We start from the raw sequence: 17,607 nt of genomic DNA, 5'->3' as shown, positions 1-17,607 counted from the left end.
CGAATATGACGAATTTTCTGCGTAAGTTTAAGGTGAATGTGCGCATCTGGGCGCTTACGGTGCTGGCCTTCTTTGGCATGGCGCTCATTATGTTTGAGTATTCCACTCTTATTCACGAGCTGCAGGCCGGGAACGTAAGCGATGCCCAGTTTGCGCGCGACCAGCAGTTTGTGTGGGTACTGACCGGCATCATGGTGGTGTTGATCCTCACACTTTCCGTATCGATCACTGCGAGCATTATGAAGCCGCTTCGGGTTTTGCAAAACGAGCTGACCGGCCTGTCTGATGGTAATTATGACAAAGCGATCTCAGACCCTGACCATGGTGATGGCATCGCGGCCATGGCGCGCGCCGCTGAGGTGATGCGCCAGAAGGCTATCGACGCCGCGCGGCTGAGGCAGGAGGCAGACGATGCCCGTGCCCAGCGCGAAGCGGAAGAGCGCGCTTTTGAAGAACAGCAGCACGCCGAGGAGGTGCGCCAGCGCGAGGAAGAAATCGCACGGGACCGCGCCATGGCGGAAGAGCGCCGCCAGATGCAGCTTGATATGGCGCAAAGTTTTGAAAGTGAAGTCTCTGGTGTGATCCAGTCGCTCTCAAGCGCGGTGGCGGAACTGCAGATGGCTGCGCACACCATGACGGATGCCATTGAGCAGACCTCGCTTGAGGTGAACGCGGCGGCGAGCGCGACCGATGCCACCAGCCAGGATATGATCACCGTGGCGGAAGCCGCCGAAGGCCTCACCGGTGCAATTGGTGAGATCCGCACCCAGGTTGAGCAGGCGAACTCCATCACCACAAACGCGATGACTGTGGCGAAGGACGCGGAAGGGCGTGTTGGCTCGCTTTCAAGCGCGTCTGAGCGCATCGCGGAGGTTATCCACCTCATCAATGATATCGCTGAGCAGACCAACCTTTTGGCGCTTAACGCCACCATTGAGGCCGCCCGTGCGGGCGAGGCGGGCAAAGGCTTTGCCGTGGTCGCGAGTGAGGTGAAGAGCCTCGCGAACCAGACCGCGCGCGCCACTCAGGAGATTGAAGAGCAGGTTAACGCCATGCAAACCGCCACCCGCGACACGGTGGATGCGGTGAACCAGATCCATAAAACCATCAATCAGGTAAGCGAGATTTCATCCATGATCGCGGCAGCGGTGGTGGAGCAGGAAGCCTCAACGGGTGAGATTGGTCGCAGCGTGCAGAACGCAAGCCAGGGCACCGCGAACCTTGGCCAGAACGTTGGCCGGGTGCAGGAGATGACGAGCAAAAGCTCAGGCGCTGCGAAGGTGGTGAACGATAACTCAGGCGAGTTGACCGAACAGGCGAGCGTGCTTGAAAGTGCGGTGAACCGCTTCCTTGAGCGCATGCGCAGCTAAAGCGGCATCCTTAGAACACATAAAAAAAGCCCGGCGTATGCCGGGCTTTTTTTGTTCAGATGCAAATCGCTCAGGTTTAGTCCGGCGCTTTGAAAGACGCGATGCGTTCCCGGTACCAGGCGGGGAAACCATAGTCTGACGCGGCCTTGATCAGCCGGTCAATATAAACGCCATCTGCGATGCCCGGTTTCATATCGGTTGCGATATACACCATGGCAGGGGCGATCTTGCCGCCCCGCGTGAACACAAGCATGGCTTCCGGGTGATAGGGCGCATCTGTGATGCTGGCCAGATGGCCACCATACAGCACCTCAAGCTCCGCGTGGGTCATATTGGCAAGGATGCCGTAGACAACACCGTCGCCGGATTCCGTGATATTGGCGTGCGGCTGCACGGTAAGCTCATACCCATGGATGCAGGCAGGCGCGAACGGGCGCTTCTTGAGCCCCGCTTCTTCCAGCACTTTCAGGTTCATGAAAGACCCGTAGAAAAACACCTGTACCTTGCGTTCAGCCACGTCTTACCCTCCCATCATTCCAGACATATGCCAATGAGTGCATGTAAGCTGGCCCCACGTCAATATATTCTCTCATGCTAGCACCAAGGTTAAACCTGTGTTTCCCTATCACTAAACATTTGTGATGGAGACCGGTTTAGAGCTTGATTGTGCTTAGTGGTGTCCATACAGTTTTATCCAAATTTTGGGGATTTGGGGGCAGGGCTGGCTATAGCCTTTTTAAGTATGGAATTAAGTCAGGGTTCGATTTTAAGGCGCCATGCTGTTTGGGCCGGCGTTGTTTTATTGGTTCTAGCCATAGTCGCACGGATGACGACCCTCAGTCATGAGTTGTCCACAGACGAGGCTTTTAACTGGTTTGTCTCAAAGGACGGATTGTTCACCGCCGTTGACCGTATCCATGCGGATTTTTTCCCGCCCCTATACAGCGCCGTTTTAGCGCTTTGGATGGAGCTGGTGCCTGCGGGTGATATCGCCCTTCGCATCCCAAGCATTGTGGCGGGTCTTCTCACCATCCTGTTTACATACCTGTTGCTGGCGCGCGCTGCGGGTGCGCGGGCTGCCCTCGTTGGTGCGCTGCTTGTTGCTCTGTCACCGCTTCAGGCTACATGGTCACAAAGCGTGAGGGCATTTGCCTTTGAAGGCATGTTTATCACGGCGTTTCTCTATTTTGCGTACCGGGTGGCAACGCTGGAGAAGGGCACGGCCAAAGGCCAGTTCAGTGCCTTTGTGGGGCTTTTTATCTCGCTTCTTGGTGCGGCTTATTCGAGCCACGGTGCCCTTTTTATCATCTTTCTGAGCTGCCCATGCCTAATGCTGGCTGCTTGGTCGCGGGGCTGGAGTTTGCGCTCACCCTTCACACTCAAGGTACTTGGCACCTATGCCCTTGTGTTCCTGTGCTGGTTGCCGGAGCTGCCCTTTATTCTCGACCAGATTGGCCGCTCACATGATCTGGCGGTGACCGTGCACCGGCCGGATGCAGGCCAGATGCTGTATGAAGCTGTGACCTTCATGGGCGTTTCCCTTGTGTGGACCTTGCAGCCCGTTGGTGTGCTTCTGGTGGGGGTGCCTGCAGCATTGGGTGCGTTCTGGCTCTATCGGCATGCGCGGGCCGGGTTTTATCTGTTGGTGGGAGCCAGCTTTTTCTACCTCGCCTGCATGCTCGCGCTTTATTTCATAGTTGACCCGCTTTTTGGTCGGGTGGTGGAGCGCGGTGTGTGGATGAATGTGCTGATGCTAATGCTGGCGGCCATTGGGTACGCCTGGGCAACCCATGAACTGCCGAAGATTTTGCCTGCGATCATCTCTGAGAAGCTATGGCGTTTTGGGGCCTATGCCGTGCTTGTCCTCGTTGTGCTTCTGGAGCTTCGCGGGCTTGACAATCTGCACCGCGCGCATACGGACCACTGGAAGATATTGCCAGACCTGATCGGCGACCGGGTTGAACCGGGAGATTATGCGGTGACCATACCGTGGCTGTCGCACGGCAGCCTTGTATATTATATGCCCGAGCAGTTCCCGGAAGATCATGTAGATGTAGCGCAGCGCCCGTTCCAATGGGGGCAGCATGACATGAACGATGTGATTGCCGAGATGCGGGAGAGGTATGCCGGTAAGGGCACACGTTTCTGGGTGTTTGTTGGCGGCAATGTGACAGACGAGATGATTGAACCCTTCCGCGCAGAGATATTAGAGCATATCGTGCCACCGGCGGGTGAAATGGCTATTTTCAGGTTTGGGCTAGAAGGCGGGGACAATAACTGATGTTTGAAAAAATGGATAAAGAGGAACAGGGCGGCTCGGGCGTGCAGCAGGGGCCAGAGCTTTCCATCATTGTGCCAACCTTCAATGAAGTGGTGAACGTGCCGCTTCTGTTCAAGAAGATAGAGGCCGCCCTTGAGGGTGTGCATTTCGAGATCATCGTGGTGGATGACAACTCTCCCGACGGCACCGCAAGCGAGACCCGCGCATTAGCCCGGAAAGATGCCCGGGTGCGCTGTGTGCACCGCATCGGGCGGCGTGGTTTGTCTTCCGCCTGTATTGAGGGGTTTCTGGCAAGTGCAGCACCCTACATCGCGGTGATCGACGCAGACATGCAGCATGATGAGCGCATCCTGCCGGATATGCTGAAAGCGGTGAGAGATGAAGACTATGACCTCGCCATCGGCAGCCGCTATATAGACGGTGGCGGTTTTGGCTCGTGGGAAGAAGACCGCATCCAGAAAAGCCAGTTTGCCACCAAGCTTGCCAACTTTGTCACCAAGGTTGAGATAAACGACCCCATGAGCGGGTTCTTCCTGATGAAGCGGGAACTGTTTGAGGCTGCGCAGCCCAACCTTTCCTCCATCGGTTTTAAAATCCTGCTGGATATCGTGGTCTCAAGCCCCACACCGCCCAAGTTCAAGGAAGTGGCGTATGAGTTCCGGGAGCGGGAGTTTGGCGACAGCAAGCTCGATGGTGTCGCGGTGTGGGAATATCTCATGTTGCTGGCGGATAAAACCGTTGGTCATATCGTGCCTGTTCGCTTCTTCAGCTTTGCGCTGGTGGGCGGCACCGGGGTTGGGGTGCATTTCCTGACCCTCGCACTTTGTTATCAGCTTTTTGGGCTTACCTTCCTCGTGGCACAAAGTGCGGCGACGCTGATTGCGATGACAAGCAACTTCTACCTCAACAACCTGATCACTTACCGCGACATGCGCCTGAAAGGATGGGGCCTGCTGCGCGGCTGGTTTACCTTTGTGCTTACCTGCTCGATCGGGGCGGTGGCCAATGTGGGCATCGCGGGTTGGATGTTCGCGCAAGACCAGTTCTGGGTCTTGTCTGCGCTTGCGGGTATCCTTGTCGGCACCATCTGGAACTATGCGGTCTCAAGTCTCTACACCTGGCGCGCGAAGGCGTCATAGGGGCTTATGGTGCCCATGGACAACAAGGGGGTATGGCACGGCCAGTACACCGGCCTGGTGGCGCTGCTCCTTATCGGGCTTGGGGCGCGGCTCACCCGGCTTGGCCATGTGCCGTGGTATGACGAGACCTTCAACTGGTATGTCTCGAAAGACGGTGTTGGTGAGGCGATAGACCGTATTGGGAATGATTTTTTCCCGCCGCTCTACAACAGCTTCCTCGCCCTTTGGCTCAAGCTCGTGCCTGCGCCTGATATGGTATGGCTGCGTTTGCCGTCTGTAGCGGCGGGGCTGGTCACGCTTTATATCGTCTATAGGTTGCTGAGCCACCTCATAAGCGCGCGGCAAGCGCTGGTGGCTGCAAGCCTCGTGGCCTTGTCACCAGGGTTGGCCTTGTGGGCGCAAGTTGTGCGGCCCTTTGCTTTTGAGCTGATGTTTGTCGCCCTCGCGCTTTACGCCGGGGTGCGGCTTGTCAGCGCTCAGGGGCAAGCCGGGCTCAACCGCCATCATGCGCTTCTGTTCACGGCGCTGCTTGGTGCGGTTTATACAAACCATGGGGCGCTTTTTTTCACCGCAAGCTTTGGTGGTGCGCTGATGGCCACAATGCTCAGGCAAAGTGGCTGGAAGGTGGGCCGGGCGCATATCGTGCTCGCGCTGGTGTTTATCGGCGTTGCCCTATGCTGGCTGCCTGCGTTTGAGGGGCTTCTGGCGCAGCGGGCCCGTTCTGCCGCGCTTAATTTCCCTGATCACAGGCCGGGGGTGGAGGCGCTCCTTAACACGCTTTTGGGTTTTGTATCGCTCAGCTATCTGTGGTCGCTCAAGCTGGTGAGCGCGGGGTTTATCATCCCGTGTGCGGCTTTTGGCGCGCGCGTGCTGTACCGCCGCGCGCCGGACGCGGGGCTCACGCTCCTGCTGCTTGCGGCTTTTTTTACCGGCGGTTTGCTCTTGCTGTATCTTTATGACCCGGTGTTTGGCCGGGTGCTTGAGCGCGGCTATTGGCTCAACATCATTGTGCTGATATTCGCGGGCACCGGCTTTGCGGCGTTGCTGGCCCGGCTTTTAGGGGCACCGGGCGCGTGCCGCCTTGCGGTGCCGGTGCTGGCAGCCATGGTGGCGGTGTTGCACGCTCAGGCGCTTAGGAACATTAACGCGTCCGAGAGCGCGGACTGGCGACCGGTGGCGGAAGCGGTGGGCGCGAAGGTAGCGCCGGGGGACATCGCCTTCACCATCCCGTGGATCATGGCTCCGCATGTGGATTATTATCTGGGTGAGCGTTTTAAAGCTGGCGCTATCAAACGCACGCCAGACCTGTTTCGCTATAACACCGGCAATATCCCGATGCTCTTGGAAGACATGCGCGACAAGACAGACGCAAAGCGCCTGTGGCTTTTCATTGCCGAGGGGGATAGCACCGCGCTTGATGGTGCAGCCTTTGAAGTTACGGAGCGGATTGAGGCACCCGGCGGTGCGCTTCTTGTGCTCGCGCTCCCCTTAAGGGCTGAGGCGCCATAACGGTTGCGCGAACGCTACCCTTGGCGGCATAGTGTGCCCATGACCAATGCTTTTGGGGGAGCGGGGGATGTCAGAGAAGTCAATCAATCAAATACGGCAGGAGATATCATCGTATAGGACCACCTTTGGTCATGATCGCGTTGATTATGGAGAATTGGTGCCATCAATTTTGAAGCCGGAAAATATTGATTATGCATATCTGGAAAACCAATACGAACTCCTTCAGGCGTTGGACACGGAAACATCCCTAAAACGAGCCGAGCGCGGGGCCGAAGAATGGAACGGTTGGGTGCAATGGGCACAGGTGTTTCACGGGCGCTGGTTACGGCTGGAGCGTGATGGAGCCACAAAAAAGGCTGTGCTCAAAGACGCTTCCGATCAGTTACTGGAATTTCAGGATTCTGGCGTTGAGACCTGCACACCCATTGATGATTTCTCAGGTTTTGTATTCCCGTGTGATGTTTCGTTCGACGGCATTGTGTTTGAACAAGGGGCGGATTTCAGCAAAGCTTATTTCGCAGGGGATGCCTGGTTTTCAGGCGCCAAGTTCCTGGGCAAAAGCAAGTTCACCGGCGCAACCTTTTTGGCGGATGCGCATTTTGTTGAATCCGAGTGGCGGGATAACGCTGACTTTGGCAAAGCGCAGTTTCATGCCTTTGCGAAATTTGAAAAAGTGCTGTTTGAGGGTGACGCGTGGTTTGGGAAGGCGGAGTTTCATTCAAAATCCTATTTTGTGCAGGGCTGCGCGCTTGGGAAGCTCTGGTTCACGGACGCGGTTTTCCAAGACGAGTTATTCGCGCGGGACCTCACGCTCGCGGCAAAATTCAGGGCAGACCATACCCAGTTTCGCAGCAAGGCAGAGTTCACCCGCGCGCAGTTTCTTGGTGAAGCGGTCTTTGAGGATGCCCGTTTTGATGGCGACACAAACCTTGACCACGTGTGGTTCGGGCGCACCGCCCAAACCCCGCTGCCCCGTCGTTTCGCCGACTGGACCGAAAAAGCGAAAACAGCCTATGAGGCAACGTTCGTAAATTCACAAAGCAAAACGGTGCCCAACTTCATTGGGGCACATTTCAAGGACCTGCCAGACATCGGGCATATGAAAGTGCCTGATATCCCCTATACGCCCCTCGCATCCGTGTGGCAGAGGTTCCAGCGCCTTCGAGGGCACGGCGGCACGGACTATTATGTGATGGACAACAGAGCGGCCGCCAAGTTCCGCAGGTTGGCAAAAATGGCATCAGCCTCCCACAACCATATTGCGGAGCGCCGGTTCTTCCGGTCTGAGCTGTTGAGCCGCCGCGGGCATGAGACAGAACGACCATCAGAAATTTTCATGATCAATCTGTTTGAGTTTTTCTCGGGCTGCGGCTTGAGCTTCAAGCGGCCCATGTTCGGCCTGCTGGCGATTATCGTGGTGTGTTGCGCGATCTATTTTTCCCAGATCAGTTGGAGCGTGGCTGAAATGAACGCAGACGGTGAGGCGTGGTTTGATCTGGCTTCCTATAGCGTGCTCAACAGCCTGCCGCTGATCGGCTATGCGTCAGACACTTATGGCGCGGCGGTGAACACCCTGTTTGGTGGTATCGAGAGCGTGCCGTGGCCCGCCAAAGTGGTGGCCTTCATCCAGAATATCGCGTCGGCAATCCTGTTGTTCTTCGCGCTTCTTGCGATCCGGAATTATTTCAAGCTGGGGTAGGGGGTGTGCTGGCATGCCAGAAGGCAGCGTGAAAGCTCACGCTGCTTGCATCCTTTAAACCTTTAAGGAAGGCTGTTAGCGGAATTTTTTCCGAAGCTTGGAAAAGAGGCCCTCGCCTGCCTGGTGCTCTTGATACGCAGCCATTTCCCGTACCTGACGGGCGTATTCTACTTTGGTGATACCATAGGCGCGTGGCGGTGTTTGCTGTTGCATTTTCTATCTCGCTTTTGTCGTTGTCGTGTCGGCATTGCCAACTTTTTGTTTTGTTTTTTTTCCGGTCGTTGCCGGTATCTCACATATTGTGAGCTTTAGGTGTATTACAAGACTATAACACCTATTTTTTTATAAAACAAATATCCCGCGTGTCGTCACGCCCCGCGCGGTGAAACGTGTGATAAAAAAGGCGACCCGTTTTTGGGTCGCCTTTTGGCTGTTGGATGGGGAAGCGTAAGCGCTACTTGTTTTCGCTTTCCGTTTCCGTGCCTTCGGCCACCTCATCCACGGTAACGGTTGCTTTTTGCCGTGATTTTTTCTCTGTGATGGCGTTCACAAACTCAGCAACGTGTGGTGGGGTCAGGTGTCGACCGGAGCCGGTGAGATTAAGATACTCAAGAAGGGGGTTGTTTTCCATCATGGGCGCGCCGGGATAGCTGATGCTGAGGTCGTGCGGAATGCCTTCATAAAGGTCCGCGATATAAAAATCCTCATTCGAGGCTTCAACCCAACTGGTTTGCCCCATCTGGCGCATGGTGCGGCGGTCCGCATATTTGGTGATATGGGCTTTCACGTCCTGCTCCCAATTCGGGAAAAGGCCCGCGTTCAGCGCATAAAGCACCGAAACCTTGAGCTTGCCGTCATCTGCGCGCACCCCACGGTTGGAGTTGATAAACTCGCGCGCGTTTTCCTTTAGGGCGGCGTACACATTTTCTGGCGTGTAGGCCTCCCGGCGGATGTTGGGGCTGCCCACATACCCATGGAACAGGCCGTACATCACAAGCGGGTCCTGCCATTTGGGGATCAGGATATCCTGATGAATGTTATTGAGGGAAAGCGGCACACCGGCAACGGTCAGGAGTTTTTCGTCAAGGAGGCTGTCTTCACCATAGAGAAGGTCGCGCAAGTTTGTTTCGGGGTAGTGGTGCGCGAGCGCTTCAATCAGCGTGACGTTGTAGAGATTGAGCCAAAAGGCGAGCTGCTGGTTTTTCGTCCACTCCCGCATGGGGATCTGGTCTGGCGTGGCCTCAAGCCCGGTACGAATAGCCTGTATGGCTTCCAGGTTTTCATCTTCGAACGCAAAAAATACCAGGCGGTTGCCTTCAAGCCGGTTCAGGCTTTTGTTGCCACGGGTAATGCGTGTGTTGATGGTGGGGCGTTTGGCGCGCGCGAGGGTCCGGTCAGACAGGCCGCTATCAAACACGGTGGTGCGCAAGATATAAGAGAGGTCATCATAATAGATATCGAACGTACGGATGTCTGCGTGGCCCTGGAAGGGTTCTGGCAGGCTGCTGTCGTCAGCAGTGGCGGTGGCTGTGGCGGCAAGACCGCTCAGGCACATCATGATGCCGCCCATGAGCCCAAAGGCGCGTGACGAAAGTTTCATGGTTCACTCTCCCCCAAATCCCGTAGTTTCTACGATAAGTGGTAGAGTACCGTGTATCTGCGTGTATTTGAACCAATTATTTATACCAAAAGGCCATGCCGGTTGATGCCAGCATGGCCTTTTAAACTCTTTAGCTTAGTGCGCGGTTTATTCTGCGGCTTTGGCGGCGCGCTTGCGTTCGTGCGGCAGAAGGAAGCGTTTGCGCAGGCGAATGCTCTCCGGCGTTACCTCAACAAGCTCGTCATCGTTGATGTAAGCCAGCGCTTCTTCAAGCGGCAGGATTTTCGGCGTGCTCATCTTGATCGCATCATCCTTGCCGCTTGCACGCATGTTGGTGAGCTGCTTGGCTTTTTGCACGTTTACGTCCAGATCATTGTCGCGGCTATGCTCGCCAATGATCATGCCTTCATAAACTTCCACGCCGTGGTTGATCATGATGGTGCCGCGTTCCTGCAGGTAGAAAAGCGCATATTGCACGGCCTTGCCGCCTGCGGTCGCTACCAGCACACCACGCTGACGTGCGCGGATAGGGCCTTTATAGGCGTCATAGCGGTCATACGCGCGGGCCATGATGCCGGTGCCGCGTGTGTCGGTCAGGAACTCACCATGATAGCCAATAAGGCCACGGGCCGGTGCGTCGAATGTGAGGCGAACCTTGCCTGCACCTGATGGCACCATGCCGGTAAGCTCAGCCTTGCGGAGCGACATTTTCTCAACCACTGAGCCCTGGTATTCTTCGTCCACATCAATCTGTACGGTTTCATAGGGCTCAAGACGCTTGCAGTTTTCGTCCTGCTTGAAGAGAACACGCGGGCGGCTGATTGCCAGCTCAAAGCCTTCGCGGCGCATGGTCTCGATAAGTACGCCAAGCTGAAGCTCGCCCCGGCCAGCAACCTCAAACGCATCCTTGCTTTCGGCTTCGGTTACCTTGATGGCTACGTTGCCTTCGGCTTCGCGCATCAGGCGGTCACGGATCACGCGGCTCGTCACATGCTTGCCTTCGCGGCCCGCAAGCGGGCTGTCGTTCACCATGAAGGTCATGGCAAGGGTTGGCGGGTCAACCGGGATAGCGTGCAGCGCTTTTGTGACTTCCGGTACCGCGATGGTGTCCGCCACTGTGGCGGTGGTGAGGCCAGCGATGGCAACAATGTCGCCCGCTTCCGCTTCTTCAACCGGCACACGCTCAAGCCCGCGGAACGCCAGCAACTTGGAGATGCGACCGGTTTCAATAACCTTGCTGTCGCGGCTTAGGGCATGGATAGGGTCACCCACCTTCACGCGGCCTGTCTCAACACGGCCGGTGAGGATACGGCCAACAAAGTTGTCGCGGTCCAGCAGGCTGATCAGCATGGAGAAAGGCTTGTCCACATTGCTGTTGGTGACAACCTTCGGCGCAGGCACATGCTCGATGATTTTTTCAAAAAGCGGGTGCAGGTTTTCGCGCGGGCCATCAAGCTCGTTATCGCACCAGCCGTCACGGCCGGAAGCGTACATCACAGGGAAGTCGAGCTGCTCGTCGTTCGCGTCTAGGTTCACAAAAAGGTCGAAACACGCATCCGTTGCGGCGTCCGGGTCTCCGTCAGGCTTGTCCACCTTGTTTACCACCACGATCGGCTTCAGGCCAAGGGCCAGCGCCTTCATGGTCACAAATTTGGTTTGCGGCATCGGGCCTTCGGCGGCATCCACGAGCAGCACAACACCATCCACCATGGAAAGGATACGCTCAACTTCACCGCCAAAGTCCGCGTGGCCTGGGGTGTCCACAATGTTCACGCGGGTGTTTTTCCACATCACGCTGGTGCATTTTGCCAGGATGGTGATGCCGCGCTCTTTCTCAAGGTCGCCGCTGTCCATCGCGCGTTCTTCAACCCGCTGGTTGTCGCGCAGGGTACCGGATTGCCGGAAAAGATTATCCACCAGCGTTGTTTTGCCGTGGTCAACGTGCGCGATGATCGCGATGTTGCGAATGTCTTTGCTCATGTCTGATTTCCTGAGGGTGCCTTTTGGGTCTGGCCCGGCGTCCCTAATAAAAAAAGCCCCTTCGCCATGAGATCAACTCGGATCCACTGTGGCCGCGGGCTTTTGCACTTTTAAAACTCGCGCGCCTTATACGCGCGATTGCCCCATTCGGCAAGCAGAAAGGGCAGGTGTCACTTACTCATAATAATTGCTGTTGTTTTGGCGTTTGGGCGCAAGCTTGGGGCGGTTCGTCGCGCTGTGGCTTGATTGACCCTGCATGGGCTTGTTAAGCGAGTGTCTCAAGGATGGAGTTCCTATGACCTATGACGCAGATAAATCGATCGATCTTTCTTACCGCTTCCTGCTTGGGCTGTGGCTTGCGGGTGCGCTATGTTTGGCGGCAGCACTGTTGATGGACGAGGAAAAGGTTCAGGACCCCTGCACGGTGATGCAGATGCATTTCGATTTTTACTGCAAGGGTTAAGGCGGTAGCCTAGAGCGTGCGAGCCTCTGCGCCCGGCGAAAACGCGCCGCTCTCTTCATCCCCGATGGTTGTGCCCGGTTTGATGCTGAGCGCATCAAGGAACTGGTCGGTCACGATATCCCAGTCATATTTGCTTGCGAAGGCAGCGCATGCGGCCCTGTCGCACTCAAGCGCGCCTTTGATGGCTGTGCTTAGGTCATCATCAAGGCAGGCGATAGGGGTGTGCCAGTCGTCAAACGGGCCGGTGCCATCTGCGCCCACCACATCAAGAGGGCCCTGCACCGGATAGGCAGCCACGGGGGTACCGCAGGCGAGCGCTTCAATCATGACAAGGCCGAAGGTGTCTGTTTTGCTGGGGAAGACAAACACATCAGCGCCTGCATAGGCTGCGGCAAGCTCAGCACCAAACTTTGCGCCCAGGAATTGAACGTCCGGATAGTCAGTCTGTAGTTTTTTGAGCGCGGGACCATCGCCCACGACAACCTTGGTGCCGGGCACCTCGGTTTTGAGGAAGGCTTCGATATTTTTCTCAACCGCCACCCGGCCCACGTAAAGCTGGATGGGCTTTGTGCCTGCAGCACCCGCGCCGCCCTGATAGTCCGCCTCGCCCGTATTGAATTCGGTGTTGAACTGGGCGGCGTCCACCCCTCTGGTCCAGCGCACGATGTTTGTAAAACCTTTGGAGCGCAGAAGCGCACGCACGGTTGGGGTGGCCACCAGCACACCGCTGCTTTTTGCGTGGAAGCGGCGGAAAATGGGGTAAAGCCAGTCAGCCTTCACTGGATAGCGCGCTTCAATATATTCAGGAAAGGCAGTGTGGTAGGCGGTCGTGAAGCTACGGCCGTTTTTAATGCACCAGCGCCGGGCTGCCCACCCAAGCGGGCCTTCTGTTGCGATATGCACCGCATCAACTTGCCAACGGTTCAGGATGCGTTTCGTGCGAGCGCGTGCGTTAAGGCTCAGCCGTATCTCAGGGTAGCTGGGGCATGGCATGGTTTTGAACATCTTGGGCGTGAGCATGTAAACCCGGTGCCCGCGCGCCTTCAGATGATGCCTGAGCGTATCAAGCGTGCGCACCACACCGTTCACCTGCGGGTGCCACGCATCGCTGACGATACAGATTTTCAAGGGGCCTTCTCGCATGCGGCTCTATTCGGCGGCCACCGGCGCCGGGGCGCGGGGGCCTTCAGCGCGTTTGCCTTTGGGCTTACGGGGTTTGCCTGCGTTTTTCTTTTCCTCGCGTGCGGCCACTTCATCGGCCCAGTGCAGGATCTCAAACCGGCCGTCTTCATGTTCAACAAGGGCGGTGCAGCTTTCAACCCAGTCGCCATCGTTCATATATTCAATATCGTCAAAGAAACGACGCTCGGCCTGGTGGATGTGCCCGCAAATCACGCCGTCAACACCGCGGCGGCGGGCCTCGCCAGCCACAGCTTCCTCGAACCGGCCAATATATTCGACCGCGTTTTTGACCTTGTGTTTGAGGTATTTTGACAGCGACCAGTAGCTATAACCCAGCTTGCGGCGAACCCAGTTTACCGCCGTGTTGAGCTTGAGGAGGGTGACATAGGCATGGTCACCCACATGGGCGAGCCATTTGGCATATTTGACCACACCGTCAAACTGGTCACCATGCAACACCCAGTACCGTTTGCCGTTGATGGCCTCATAGATCATCTCGGGCATCAACTCGACCCCGGCCATATTGTGGCCTTCAAAGCCCCTGAGCGCTTCATCATGATTGCCGGGGATATAGATAACCTCGGTACCGTGTTTGGCCATCTTGAGCACGCGGCGGATCACATCGTTATGGGTGGTGTCCCAATACCAGTTCCGCTTGAGTTGCCAGCCGTCAATAATGTCGCCCACCAGAATGAGCTTGTCGCAGCTTACAGACTTGAGGAAATCCAGCAAAAGGTCCACTCGCGCGGCACGTGTACCAAGGTGTGTGTCTGATATAAAAATAGCGCGGTAATGGCGCGCCTGTTTTCGTTTGTCAGATTGTACGCCAACACCCGGCAGGAGGGAGTTGGGCGACGGCTGGGAGGAAGCCGATCGCCCAAGTGGAGTTGGTATGTCATCTCTGAATAAGACTTGCTCTCCGAAGGGGGAGAGGGGAGGAAAAAGCACATTGTCTATCAGCTTTGTCATGGCCGCTTTATGCGCGCGCATGGTGACAGTTGCGTTGCGGTGACATGACTGTTTTTTGAAAAGCGACTCTGGTGTGATTCGGCCTAGGGATTCTGCCAATGTGTGGCATCAAGACAACACTCGGCATAATTTTTCTTGGATTTTTTTTCCAAACGCAACTTTTTGTTATGCTTTTAATTTCAATAACTTATCCGAAGTTAAGGATTTTTCAAGGTTTCGTGAACTAGGCTGTACTTGGAATTTGATTGCTGAGCAATTATCTTATTCTGTAGCGGGTAGCCCCGCTAATGCCCTCCGTGGGCGTTTCCTCCCTGAGCCTGGGCCACGCGAAAGCGTGGCCTCTTTTTTTGTGCCTTCGCAAAAGTGCGGTAGCGTTTCCAGGCGCATTCCTATTGCGCATGGCGGCTGTATTTCCATGGGCAATCCATCAGCAAAAAAAAAGGGGGCGCCGAAGCGCCCCGAAAGGTTCCAGATGGGAAACCTGATTAGAACTGGTAACGGGCCCGCACGTAGTATGCGCCGCCGTTCACACCAAAGGGTGCGTGCTCTGAATATTTGGAGCCAACCTCACCAGACCATGGGTTGAGGGTTGGGCTGTTGTCGAACACGTTTTCAGCCCCGATGGAGATTTCGAAACCTTCCATCACGTTGTAGCCGATTTCAGCGTCCATCGTGATTTCAGATGTGCCATCGATCGGCAGGCCGCAGCTGTCTGCGTGCGCGCTGAAATACTTGCCGTGGTAGTTGGCGCGGGCAAGGAAACGCCACTTGCTGGCGTTATGTGTCAGCGTGGACGAGAAGCGGTAAGCAGGCAACGAATCTTCGAGACGCTGAATGCGACACGCATCAAGGGTAGCAGGGTTGAAGTCCACCACTTCCGTTTTGGTGTAGTTACCCGCGAATGAAAGCGCTGTGGAGCCATCATCCGAGAAGTTGAGCGGAACCGTTGCCACAACATCCACACCCTGGCTTCTTGTGTCAAAGTCGTTGACGAAGAAGCGGAATGCCTGCAGGTCAGCCGCGAAAGCGATGCCGGATGCCACTAGGGCGTCACGGTCAGCTTGCGACAGCGTGATGGTTGCAGACTGGGTGATGCGGTCTGAAAGCTTGATGTTGAAATAGTCAACCGTCAGCGATGCAGCACCAATATCAGCCGCGAAGCCGAGAGTGAAGGAATCAGCCTTCTCTGGGCCAAGTGGGTCAGCACCAAACTCTGCCGCAACCGGGTTGGTTGGTGGAATGGTACCACGCTGAGCCAGTTCCAGACGGCCGTTCACGGTTTCAAACACTGTTGAAACGTTCACAACCTGTTGTTGGCCCGGTGTTGGTGCCCGGAAGCCTGAGCTGATAGACCCACGCAGACGCAGAGCATCACCAAGCTTGTAAAGCGACGTTACCTTGAAGTTGGTGGTGGAGCCAAAGTCTGAGAAGTCTTCCCAGCGGAGAGCAGCACCAAGTACCCAGTTTTCGGTAATGTCAGCTTCAAGGTCGATATAGCCCGCGATGTTGGAGCGGTCCCATGAGCCAGCAACCTGTGGGCTGAAGCCCGAGAAGCCGTTTGAGCCGATACCAAAGCCCTGGGTTACGCTCACGTTATCGCCATCAGCGTTGGTGAGGTTGAAGGAGCGCGCAAGAATGCCAACCTCGAACGATTCCGGCTGGCCGGTGCGGGCTTCAAACTGCTCTTCACGCCATTCAAAACCAACGGCAACGTTCAGCGGTGAATAGAAACCAACTTCAACAGGGTATGAGAAATCTGCGTTGAAGTTTTTCTCAAGCTGCACGTAAGAACCCAGCTCAAAAAGGGTTGGTGTTGCTGAACCAAGGCTTGGGTTCACCGTATTGTCGATGAAGAAGTCTGCCTGGTTGCGGCCAGCGTGCATGCTGATGTCGTAGGTGAGGCCGCTATCCAGCTCACCACGGAAGCCCATGGCGCCCGCGATATCGTTCAGACGGCCACCAAAGTTAGGTGTAAAGCCGCCGGGGAACATTTCGTTAAACACAAAACAGTTTGGGTCAGCGAAGATGGCCGCCATCTGCGCAGCTTCTTCGGCTGAGCCGATCACCACAGGGTCAACGACCTGGCCTGTTGTGGCTTCGCCTTCATTGAAGTTGATGCCGCCCGGGCAGGTGACGCCGTCATCCGGGGTCATGTCACCCACAAGACGGGTAACGCCGCCGTCGCCTGAGTTCACGCCGGAACGGGTGTTCGGGTTACGGTAGTAGAAACCACCGATCACTTCGCGCTCGGCATAGTTACCGAAAGCATAGATTTCTGAGCTCTCTCCGGTCTCGATACCGAAGTTCATGAAAGCCTTCCAGTCGTTGTTGATCTCGGGTGTGCCCCAGATCTGCGCATAAGGCTCGCGCACGTCCGAGTTGCCCGCATCAATAAGCGCCTGCGCGTCTGCGCGCTGTACGCTGCGGCTGGTTGCGTCGGCCTGGCGCCATTCAGCAGAGAAGTTCACGAAGCCGTTGTCCGTTACTGGCAGGCCGATGTTGGCTGCAAGCTGGAGCTGGTCGCCGTCGCCTTCATATGTTGAGCCATATTTGGCTGAAACGCTGCCACCTTCGGCATCGTCGCGCAGCACAAAGTTCATCACGCCCGCAATAGCGTCAGAACCATACTGTGCGGCAGCACCGTCCCGCAGGACTTCAACGCGCTTGAGCGCAATTGCAGGGATAACGCCAATGTCTGGCCCCTGTGCACCGTCTGATACCCCGCTACCAAGGAAGGTGATAACAGCAGAGCGGTGACGACGCTTGCCGTTAAGCAGAACCAGTGTTTGATCCGGCGCGAGGCCGCGCAGGTTCGCAGGACGAACGAGCGTTGCCGCATCGTTGATAGGCTGGGAGTTAACGTTATAGCTTGGTACAACCGTGCGCAGCAGGTTGTCCATGTCGCCGCTACCCTGGTTGGCGAAGTCATCGCCGCTGATAACGTCAACAGGTGCAGGTGTATCTGCCGCAGAACGCGCCGCACGCCGCGAACCGGTAACAACAACCTCCTCGATTGCCATCGTGTCCGCGCTTGTGTCCGTGCTTTCCTGAGCAAATGCACCGCTTGATAGGGTTGACGCCACTGCAACGCAGGACGTGCCCAAAAGCAGTCTCTTCATGATATCCACAGAACCCCTCCGTGTATGTTTGGTGTGGTTTCGTTTGTTTTCCCGCAAACCCCCCGGTTAGCGGTGAACGCACTCGATACCAACAAAGACGAATGGCCTTCGGGGATTTGGAATAAAAATCTGGGAAAAAGACGTTTTTCTGACAAGTGCGGAGGAAATTGTCAGAAAGTGATGTTTTTGAAACACATGAGAATGTTTGGTGAATCTTGAGAAATTTTATTTCACATAAGCGGCTTTTATACTGTTTTTACTCCCTTTTTCGGGCCTGCTTTATGGGCGAAGGCACC

At 56.0% G+C, this 17,607-nt stretch carries 12 protein-coding genes; 6 read left to right on the top strand and 6 right to left on the bottom strand.

What is annotated here, in order from left to right; all coding sequences use genetic code 11:
- Positions 1-5 precede the first annotated feature (5 nt).
- Complete coding sequence (locus tag ACN0XZ_RS00480) at positions 6-1,370, top strand: methyl-accepting chemotaxis protein (RefSeq protein ID WP_417455735.1); 1,365 nt, start codon at positions 6-8, stop codon at positions 1,368-1,370.
- Between the two features lie 76 nt (positions 1,371-1,446).
- Here ACN0XZ_RS00480 and ACN0XZ_RS00475 read toward each other — a convergent pair whose 3' ends face one another.
- Positions 1,447-1,887 (bottom strand): gamma-glutamylcyclotransferase family protein, encoded by a 441-nt coding sequence (locus ACN0XZ_RS00475; protein WP_417455734.1) that lies wholly within the window; start codon positions 1,885-1,887, stop codon positions 1,447-1,449.
- Between the two features lie 309 nt (positions 1,888-2,196).
- Between ACN0XZ_RS00475 and ACN0XZ_RS00470 the strand changes: the two genes are divergently transcribed.
- From ACN0XZ_RS00470 to ACN0XZ_RS00455, 4 genes are all read left to right on the top strand, one after another.
- Positions 2,197-3,651: a glycosyltransferase family 39 protein gene (locus ACN0XZ_RS00470; RefSeq protein ID WP_417455733.1), complete on the top strand. Its 1,455-nt coding sequence runs from the start codon at positions 2,197-2,199 to the stop codon at positions 3,649-3,651.
- Complete coding sequence (locus tag ACN0XZ_RS00465; protein WP_417455732.1) at positions 3,651-4,790, top strand: glycosyltransferase; 1,140 nt, start codon at positions 3,651-3,653, stop codon at positions 4,788-4,790. The genes ACN0XZ_RS00470 and ACN0XZ_RS00465 overlap by 1 nt, the downstream gene beginning before the upstream one ends.
- 15 nt (positions 4,791-4,805) lie before the next feature.
- Positions 4,806-6,299 carry a glycosyltransferase family 39 protein gene (locus tag ACN0XZ_RS00460; protein ID WP_417455731.1) on the top strand — a complete coding sequence of 498 codons (1,494 nt, stop codon included), beginning with the start codon at positions 4,806-4,808 and terminating at the stop codon, positions 6,297-6,299.
- A 157-nt stretch (positions 6,300-6,456) separates the two neighbouring features.
- Positions 6,457-7,998 carry a pentapeptide repeat-containing protein gene (locus ACN0XZ_RS00455; protein ID WP_417455730.1) on the top strand — a complete coding sequence of 514 codons (1,542 nt, stop codon included), beginning with the start codon at positions 6,457-6,459 and terminating at the stop codon, positions 7,996-7,998.
- A 454-nt stretch (positions 7,999-8,452) separates the two neighbouring features.
- Here ACN0XZ_RS00455 and ACN0XZ_RS00450 read toward each other — a convergent pair whose 3' ends face one another.
- Both ACN0XZ_RS00450 and typA read right to left on the bottom strand, forming a co-directional pair.
- Complete coding sequence (locus ACN0XZ_RS00450) at positions 8,453-9,598, bottom strand: DUF547 domain-containing protein (RefSeq protein WP_417455729.1); 1,146 nt, start codon at positions 9,596-9,598, stop codon at positions 8,453-8,455.
- 147 nt (positions 9,599-9,745) lie between these two features.
- A complete protein-coding gene (typA, locus tag ACN0XZ_RS00445) occupies positions 9,746-11,578 on the bottom strand; it encodes a translational GTPase TypA (protein WP_417455728.1) in 1,833 nt (610 codons plus the stop codon).
- Between the two features lie 295 nt (positions 11,579-11,873).
- Here typA and ACN0XZ_RS00440 point away from each other — a divergent pair, with 295 nt between their 5' ends.
- Positions 11,874-12,041 carry a hypothetical protein gene (locus ACN0XZ_RS00440; protein ID WP_417455727.1) on the top strand — a complete coding sequence of 56 codons (168 nt, stop codon included), beginning with the start codon at positions 11,874-11,876 and terminating at the stop codon, positions 12,039-12,041.
- A 9-nt stretch (positions 12,042-12,050) separates the two neighbouring features.
- Here ACN0XZ_RS00440 and ACN0XZ_RS00435 read toward each other — a convergent pair whose 3' ends face one another.
- The 3 genes from ACN0XZ_RS00435 to ACN0XZ_RS00425 all read right to left on the bottom strand — a co-directional run bounded on the left by ACN0XZ_RS00435 (position 12,051) and on the right by ACN0XZ_RS00425 (position 17,311).
- The gene (locus ACN0XZ_RS00435) at positions 12,051-13,169 is read right to left on the bottom strand and encodes a glycosyltransferase family 4 protein (RefSeq protein WP_417455726.1); all 1,119 of its coding nucleotides are present in this window, start codon (positions 13,167-13,169) and stop codon (positions 12,051-12,053) included.
- A gap of 21 nt (positions 13,170-13,190) precedes the next feature.
- Entirely contained in the window at positions 13,191-14,192 is a 1,002-nt protein-coding gene (locus tag ACN0XZ_RS00430; protein WP_417455725.1) for a UDP-2,3-diacylglucosamine diphosphatase, read from the bottom strand.
- 485 nt (positions 14,193-14,677) lie between these two features.
- Positions 14,678-17,311, bottom strand: coding sequence for a TonB-dependent receptor plug domain-containing protein (locus ACN0XZ_RS00425; protein ID WP_417455724.1), 2,634 nt, complete (start codon positions 17,309-17,311; stop codon positions 14,678-14,680).
- Positions 17,312-17,607: the final 296 nt, after the last annotated feature.

Origin of the sequence: Kordiimonas sp. (genome assembly GCF_048264555.1) — a bacterium.
Classification (GTDB): domain Bacteria; phylum Pseudomonadota; class Alphaproteobacteria; order Sphingomonadales; family Kordiimonadaceae; genus Kordiimonas.
The sequence above is the reverse complement of the archived record's forward strand: the minus strand, read 5'-3'. Positions and strand labels throughout refer to the sequence as shown.